Below are 7,614 nucleotides of genomic sequence, written 5' to 3' on the forward strand. Positions count from 1 at the left end.
CCTTTTCGTTTTAGGCAATTCTTTTCTCTTTCTACCAATGGCTCTCCTATCAGGGGAGCTGTCGCCGCAGGCGGCTGAGAGGTTGTACAGAGGTTCTGCCCTCCTTCGTCCAACCTCTCCGTCAGTGCATCAGTTTTTCTCTCTCACTGTTAAAGCAATGCTCAGCTGCGCCACATCGGAGGGTGACACACCGGGGATGCGGCCCGCCTGCCCCAGATTCTTCGGGCGGATGCGGGTCAGCTTCTCACGGGCCTCCAGCGTCAGGCCGGTCAGGTCAGCATACTCAAAATCTGCGGGGATCAGAGTCTTTTCGTGGCGGGCCACGTCACGGATCATCCGATCCTGCCGGGCAATGTAGCCTGCGTACTTGATCTCGGTCTCCAGCCGCTCGGCCAGCATGGGGTTGATACCCTCGCCCCAGCCAATCACACCCGCCAACAGCGGGTAGCTGATCTCGGGGCGGCGGAGCAGCTCCTCGGCAATGCCGCCTTCCGCGGCAGGGGTCAGCCCGGCTGCTTCCATGGCAGCGCGCAGGTCAGCAGTGCGCAGATGGGTCTCGTGCAGGCGGCGGCGCTCCGCCTCCAGAATGCTCTGGGTGTGCTGGTATTTTGCCCAGCGGTCATCCTGCACCAGACCATACTCCCGGCCAATGGGGGTCAGCCGCTGATCGGCGTTGTCCTGCCGCAGGGTCAGGCGGTACTCGCTCCGGCTGGTCATCATGCGGTAGGGATCCATGACCCCCTTGGTGACAAGGTCATCCACCAGCGTGCCCAGATAGCTGGTCTGGCGCTCCAGGATCAGCTGGCTCTCCCCTTTTGCACTGCGGGCAGCGTTCAGACCGGCCAGCAGACCCTGCGCGGCGGCTTCCTCGTAGCCGGAGGTGCCGTTGAACTGGCCTGCACCATACAGGCCCCGCACCACCTTGCTCTCCAGTGTGGCTTCCAGGCTGGTCGGGTCTACGCAGTCATACTCGATGGCGTAGGCCGGGCGCATGATCTCAATGTGTTCAAAGCCCTGAATGCTCCGGTAAAAGGCGTTCTGCACATCCTCAGGCAGGCTGCTGGACGCACCCTGCAGATACATCTCCTCTGTGTTCTCGCCGCAGGGCTCCACAAAGATGGGATGCCGGTCCTTGCCCGCAAAGCGCACCACCTTATCCTCAATGGAGGGGCAGTACCGGGGGCCAACTCCCTCGATCATGCCGCCATAGAGCGGGCTGCGCTGGATGTTGTCCAGAATGATCCGGTGGGTCTCGGGGTTGGTATAGGCGATCCAGCATTCGACCTTGTTGTGCATGGGTGCATCCGTCAGAAAGCTGAAGGGCTGAAGTTCACTGTCCGGGTCGCCAGGCTGGCATTCCAGCTTGGAGAAGTCGATGCTTCTCCGGTGGACACGGGCAGGGGTACCAGTCTTGAACCGCCGCAGAGGCAGACCGGCGGCTTTCAGGCTTTCGGTCAGGGCATTGGCGGCGTGCATCCCATCAGGACCGGAAGCATACCACGCATCACCGACAAAAATTTTGCCGCCCAGATTGGTGCCTGTGGCAATGACCACACACTTTGCGCTGTACTCCCCGTTCAGCTGGGTCACAACGCCCTTGACATGGCCGTTCTCCACCTCAATGCCCACCACCTCGGCCTGATGGATGGCAAGGCCGGGCGTGAGTTCAAGGGCGTGCTTCATATATTCGTGGTAGCGCTTGCGGTCGGTCTGAACGCGCAGGGCATGAACGGCAGGGCCTTTGCCCTTGTTCAGCATCCGGCTCTGCAGGTAGGTGGCATCCGCCGCAAGGCCCATCACACCGCCCAATGCATCCAATTCGCGTACCAGCGTTCCTTTTGCAGTTCCGCCGATGCTGGGATTGCAGGGCATGTTGCCAATGGCATCCAGGCTCATGGTAAACACCGCCGTTTTGGCACCCAGCGTGGCAGCAGCGTGGGCCGCTTCAATGCCAGCGTGGCCCGCGCCTATTACGATCACATCGTAATCTCCAAGATGATTCATACTTTTCCTATACTTTCCTCTATGGTTCAATCTGCTGTTACCCGGCAGCGCGGCTGGAAGTTTCTCCGAGGACCGTCCGCTGGGGTGGGACCCTGTTGCCGCAGGCAATAGGGCGGGCGATGGAATGGCCCGTTTCGTGTCCGAGGAGAAAGCTGCCAGACGGGCTGCCCTCCGTTACTTCCCCACGCAGAACCGCTCAAACACTTCATTGATGACATTCTCCGACGCATTTTCGCCGGTGAGGTCGCAGAGGGCAGCCAGCGCATCGTCCACACAGACCGATACGGCATCCAGCCCGAACCCGCTGCTGACCGCATCCAGCGCACCGGCCACTGCATCCCGCGCGCGGGTGGCGGCGGCAAGCTGGCGCTGGCCCGAAAGGCTGGCAGCGTGGGGGTCGATGTTGTTGGTGCCCAGCAGGCGGGCAACGGCAGCAGCGATCACCCTGCGGCTCCCCTCTTCCTGACAGCAGACCGGAATCACCATGGCAAAATCGTCTGCAATGATCTCTGCGTCAAACTGAGTGGGCTTGTCCTCTTTGTTGACCAGTGCAATGGCCGGGCGACCGGCGCACCGCTGTGCCAACGCAAGATCCTCCCGGGTCAGGGGCTCAGAGCCATCGAACACCGCCAGGATCAGCCCCGCCTCTTCCAGCTTTTTCCAGCTGCGGCGGATGCCTTCGGCCTCGATTGCATCCTCGGTCTCCCGCAGACCGGCCGTGTCGAACAGGTTCAGCCGGATGTCCCCCAGACGGACGGCCTGCTCCACCACATCCCGTGTGGTGCCCGCCACGGGGGTGACGATGGCCCGGTCGAACCCGGCCAGCAGATTGAGCAGGGTGGACTTGCCCGCATTGGGCCGCCCCACGATGGCACAGTCCACACCCTCCCGCAGGACAGCACCAGCATCATAATTCCGGATGAGGGTGTCCAGCTCTCCCTTCACGGCAGTCAGGGTGGATACAAGCTGGGCATCCTCCAGCGCGGGAACGTCCTCCTCGGGGAAATCCACCCAGGCAGTCAGATGTGCCTGCAGGGCGGTCAGGGCATCCTTTTCAGCCCCGATCTTCTTCGCCAGCGCGCCGTTCAGGGAGGCATTGGCCAGCGCCGCACCCTGTCGGCCATCGGCAGAGATCAGGTCCATAACGGCCTCGGCCTGGGTCAGCCCCAGCTTGCCGTTGAGGAAGGCGCGGCGGGTGTACTCGCCGGGGGCGGCGGGGGCGGCACCGGCTGCGATGCAGCTTTCCACCAGCCGCCGGGCCACCGCACTGCCGCCGTGGCAGGAAAGCTCCACCACATCCTCGCCGGTGTAGCTGTGGGGAGCCCGGAAGAAGAGGGCCACGCCCTCGTCAAAGGCTTCCTCCCCTTCCATGAAATGCCCAAACAGGGCGGTGTAGCCCTTGGCATCTTCTACCCGCTTATCGGGATTGGCCGGGCAGAACACCTTTGCCGCCACGGCATAGCTCTCCGGGCCGGAAAGACGCACCACGGCAATGCCGCCTGCGCCGGGCGCGGTTGCAATGGCCGCGATCGTTGAATGTTCCATGTTGGTGCTCTCCCTCCGCTCTCAAATCAGAATTATTGTATCACGAAGCGACGAAAAAGGAAAGAGACAAAAAGCCCCCTTCCAGTTTTCCACCGGAAGGGGGCAGCATTGTGCAAAACTCAGCGGAGTTTACAGCTCGATCTTGCCAAAGCTGAAATCGGCAAAATCATCCACGCGCTCGGTGCGCTTGGGTGCCACGGGTGCGGCAGTCTCTGCGTCACGGGGAGCATAGGTGCGCTCGGGCACACTGGAAGGACGGGGACCGCGGCTGCCTGCGGGGCGGCCATTGCGGGGACCACCATTCCGGGGGCTGCTGCCGCGTCCGCCGCGGAAGCCGCCATTGCGGTTGCCGCCGGGGCGGCGGCCATTGCCCCGCGGGCGGCGCTCGCCGTAGGTGTTGTCGGTCTGGGCATCGGGAGCAGTGGAGTAGATGACCACACGGCGGTCACGGCCCTCACCCTTGCTCTCGCTGCGCACACCCTCCATCTTGCCGATGGCAGAGTGGATGATGCGGCGCTCGTAGGGGTTCATGGGCTCCATGGCAAAGCTGCGGCCGGTCTTGCGCACCTTGTTGCCAATGCGCTGTGCCAGCACGGTCAGGTCATTCTCACGCTTGTCGCGGTAGCCAGCCACATCCAGGCCCAGCTTGATGTAATCGCCTTCCAGGCGGTTGGCCACCAGGCTTGCCAGATAGGACAGGCTCTCCATGGTCTCGCCGCGGCGGCCGATCAGGGCACCCAGCTTCTCGCCATCCAGACGGATGATGGTGGCCTCGCCCTTCTGCACGGCACTGAAGGTGACATTCTCCACGCCCATCAGGGCAATGACTTCCTTCAGGTAGTCCACAGCGGCCTTGACCTTGGCGTTCTCTTCGATGTTGATGGGAACTTCCGGCTCCTCACCCTCTGCGGCGGGTTCAGCAGTCTCCTCAGCAGGAGCGGCCTCCTCTGCCACAGGGGCAGCGGCAGTCTCCTCGGCCTTGGGTTCCTCAGCGGGAGCTTCCTCCACAACAGGCTTCACCTCAGACTCCACCTTCTCCTCCACCACGGGAGCGGCCGGGGCATCGGGCTCTTCCACGCTCACACGCACCTTGGCAGGGGTGGTCTTCAGGCCCAGAAAACCGGTTTTCTGGGGCATTTCGAGCACTTCATAGCTCACATTCAGGTCGTCGGCCTGCACGCCCAACAGGGCGCAGGCTTTTGCGCGGGCTTCATCGACCGTCTTGCCGGTCGCTTCCTGAGTACGGATCATAACCGTCAATCCTCCTTCTTGTTTTCCAGCTCGCTCAGCGGAACGGTGCGCTCGTCCTTATAGCGCTCCTCATCCAGCTTGCGGGCATACTCCAGGCGGCGCTTGTTCATTTCGCTGGCGGAGATATTTTTCTCCACGACCTCGCCGGTCTTTTCATCCGTGACCTTGATGGTGGTGCTCTTTACACCGCGCTTCTGCTCCTTCTTGCGGGCAGCCATCTCGGCGGCGACCTCTGCCTTCATCTTCTCAGGGTCGTAGATCTTCTTCATCAACAGGCTCTGCACGGTCATCAGGATGTTGGAAACAACGTAGTACAGAGAGAAAGCGCTGGGCACGGTAAAGCAGAAGAAGACGTACATCAGCGGCATCATATACATGGTCAGCTTCATGCTGCCCTGCATCTCCTGGCCGCTGGCCTTCATGCTGATGTGGGTGGACAGGAACATGGTCACGATTGCCAGGACCGGGAGGATCAGCAGGGGCAGATTCTCTGCAGCCAGGCTGTACTGGGGCACACGGGTCAGGTCGATGCCAAAGAAATCCATGTGCTGGCCGAACTCGGTGATGGTAGCCACCTGCTCCGGGGTGAAGCAGGAGGAAACTGTGCTCTCGCCTGCAATGACCTGTGCAATGATGTTGGTGTCGCGGGTCACGGTGGTAAAGCTGATGCCCATGGCAGTCAGGGCCTCACCTGCGGCGGTCAGGGCATCGGCACCAATGTGGAAGATGCGCTGCAGCGGGCGGTACACCACCTCGATAACACCGAACATGACCAGGAAGTTGACCAGCATGGGCATACAGCCTGCGGTGGGCTTGTAGCCCTGCTCCTGCAGCTTCATCAGCTCTTCCTGCTGCTTTTCGGGCTTGTCGCGGTACTTTTTCTGGATCTCGGCCACCATGGGCTGGAAAGCGCTCATGCGGGCCATACTCTTCTGCTGGTTGAGCTGGAGGGGGATCTTGATCACGGTGATGAGCAGGGTGAACAGGATGATGTCCCAGCCGTAGTTGGGGATCAGCTTGTAGATCCACTCCATTACATAGCCCAAGGGCCAGCCCAGGATGTACAAAGGATTCATAGTTTCGTCCATTCTGCCCCGCCTGTGGTGCGGGACGTTTAGATTTTTATGAGAAGGACACCCCGCCCACAGTGCGGAGCGTCACAAGAAGCAAAAAAAGCGGATGAAACCTCTCAGTCAACGCCTACGGCGTTGCCAGCTCCCCTAATAGGGGAGCCCTTGGCAAAACCGTCAACTGGATCGGACTGCCAAAGCCTCCCCTACCAGGGGAGGTGGCATTGCGAAGCAATGACGGAGAGGTTGCACAAAGGAGCCGTGTATCATAAGCACGCTGCTTAACCGTGCCGCCCCCGGAACAGCTTTGCCGGGGACAGTCTCCGCTCCGGGCTCACCCAGCGGCCTTTGGGCGGCACCGGGTCAAAGCCCCACCGGCCAAGCGGATTGCACCGGGCGATGCGCCAGGCGGTGAGCAGCAAGCCCTTGATGCAGCCATGGGTCTGGATGGCTTCTATGCCATACTGGCTGCAGGTGGGGGTAAAGCGGCAGTTGCGGCCCAGCCCCGGGCTGATAAAGCACTGGTAGAACCGGATGGGCGCACAGAGCGCGTTCCGGCAGGCGCGGGAGACGGGATTCACTGTTTTGCGGCCCGGTCTGCGGGCGGGACCGTGGCAGGGGGCTTTGCACCCGGCTGCTTTGCCTTGTCGGGCAGGCCAGCCTGGGCAAAGAGCCTGGCCACCACTTCGCTGAGCTGCCAGCTCTTCAGGCGGGGGGTCATGCCCCGGGCCACGAACACCAGATCATAGCCGCCGATGTTCTGATCCAGATGCTCATCAATGGCAGCCTTCATCACGCGGCGGGCGCGGTTGCGTTGGACGGCATGGCCGATCTTTTTGGTGGCTGTCAGGCCCACGCGGGTCTTTTTGCCGCGGGTCTTAAGCACATACAGCACCAGCGCCGGGTTCACATAGGACTTGCCGCGGGCATACACGCGGCCAAACTCGCTGTTGCGGCGGATGGGACGATAGCGCACTGCTCCGTCGCCTCCTTTTCGGTTAAAAAATCGCAGAACTTCCCTAAAGGCAAAGTTCAAAATTCAGTATAGCAAAAAAACGCCGACATGAAAAGGCTGTCCGGGCGTTTTTTGTGCCAAATCTTTTGCCAAATTTTTAGTCATTCCGCGCGCAGAACGTCCAAAATAAGAAAAAGACCGCCAATTCAGGATCAGCAGTCTTTTGTGCGCATGTTCAATTCTGCGCCGGATCCCTGGCAAAGCGGGATCAGACGGTCAGGCTCTTGCGGCCCTTAGCACGGCGAGCATTGATGACCTTGCGGCCGTTCTTGGTGCTCATGCGGGTCAGAAAGCCATGAACTTCCTTGCGATGACGCTTCTTGGGCTGAAAAGTTCTCTTCATGGTTGTATCCTCCGTAAAAACTCGTCCCCGGTAATGGGGTATTTCTGGTCCCAAATTGGGGACAGGCTTGCAATTCAACAGTATATCGCACACTATCCCCTTCTGTCAAGCGTTTTTTTCACTTTCCAGCAAACTTTTTTCAAATTTCTTTGTGAAAAAGCTTTCAACTTTTTCACCGGTTCTCCGTGGAAAACTTTTCTTCCACCATATCTTGTGGCCAAAAACCGCCTTGGACACAAGAGCCGCGAGGGCACGATGGAGCGTCTTTTCTTATGTATTATAAATTACATTATAGAATATAGACGCAGGGAGATTTTTGTGGTATACTAACGGGGTATCAGCAGCATTGTTGAAAACTTCGACCAATTCAATGGAGTGGATGTTTT

General features: G+C 60.2%; 7 protein-coding genes. All 7 read right to left on the bottom strand.

All coding sequences use genetic code 11. From position 1 onward, the window contains the following. Window positions 1–129: 129 nt before the first annotated feature. The 7 genes from mnmG to rpmH all read right to left on the bottom strand — a co-directional run bounded on the left by mnmG (window position 130) and on the right by rpmH (window position 7,228). Complete coding sequence (gene mnmG / locus MTP42_RS14555) at window positions 130–2,004, bottom strand: tRNA uridine-5-carboxymethylaminomethyl(34) synthesis enzyme MnmG (RefSeq protein ID WP_249257664.1); 1,875 nt, start codon at window positions 2,002–2,004, stop codon at window positions 130–132. Between the two features lie 174 nt (window positions 2,005–2,178). Continuing rightward, window positions 2,179–3,549: a tRNA uridine-5-carboxymethylaminomethyl(34) synthesis GTPase MnmE gene (mnmE, locus tag MTP42_RS14560; protein WP_249257666.1), complete on the bottom strand. Its 1,371-nt coding sequence runs from the start codon at window positions 3,547–3,549 to the stop codon at window positions 2,179–2,181. A gap of 129 nt (window positions 3,550–3,678) precedes the next feature. Then, window positions 3,679–4,800: an RNA-binding cell elongation regulator Jag/EloR gene (jag, locus tag MTP42_RS14565; RefSeq protein ID WP_249257667.1), complete on the bottom strand. Its 1,122-nt coding sequence runs from the start codon at window positions 4,798–4,800 to the stop codon at window positions 3,679–3,681. A 5-nt stretch (window positions 4,801–4,805) separates the two neighbouring features. Next, entirely contained in the window at window positions 4,806–5,876 is a 1,071-nt protein-coding gene (locus MTP42_RS14570) for a YidC/Oxa1 family membrane protein insertase (protein ID WP_249257668.1), read from the bottom strand. Between the two features lie 275 nt (window positions 5,877–6,151). Then, entirely contained in the window at window positions 6,152–6,451 is a 300-nt protein-coding gene (yidD, locus tag MTP42_RS14575; RefSeq protein WP_249257669.1) for a membrane protein insertion efficiency factor YidD, read from the bottom strand. After that, a complete protein-coding gene (rnpA, locus tag MTP42_RS14580) occupies window positions 6,448–6,846 on the bottom strand; it encodes a ribonuclease P protein component (protein ID WP_035393239.1) in 399 nt (132 codons plus the stop codon). The genes yidD and rnpA overlap by 4 nt, the downstream gene beginning before the upstream one ends. A 247-nt stretch (window positions 6,847–7,093) precedes the next feature. Further along, on the bottom strand, window positions 7,094–7,228 hold the full coding sequence (gene rpmH / locus MTP42_RS14585) for a 50S ribosomal protein L34 (protein WP_005929142.1): 135 nt from the start codon (window positions 7,226–7,228) through the stop codon (window positions 7,094–7,096). Window positions 7,229–7,614 lie beyond the last annotated feature (386 nt).

This window comes from Faecalibacterium sp. I2-3-92, assembly GCF_023347315.1.
GTDB classification, from domain to species: Bacteria; Bacillota; Clostridia; order Oscillospirales; family Ruminococcaceae; genus Faecalibacterium; species Faecalibacterium duncaniae.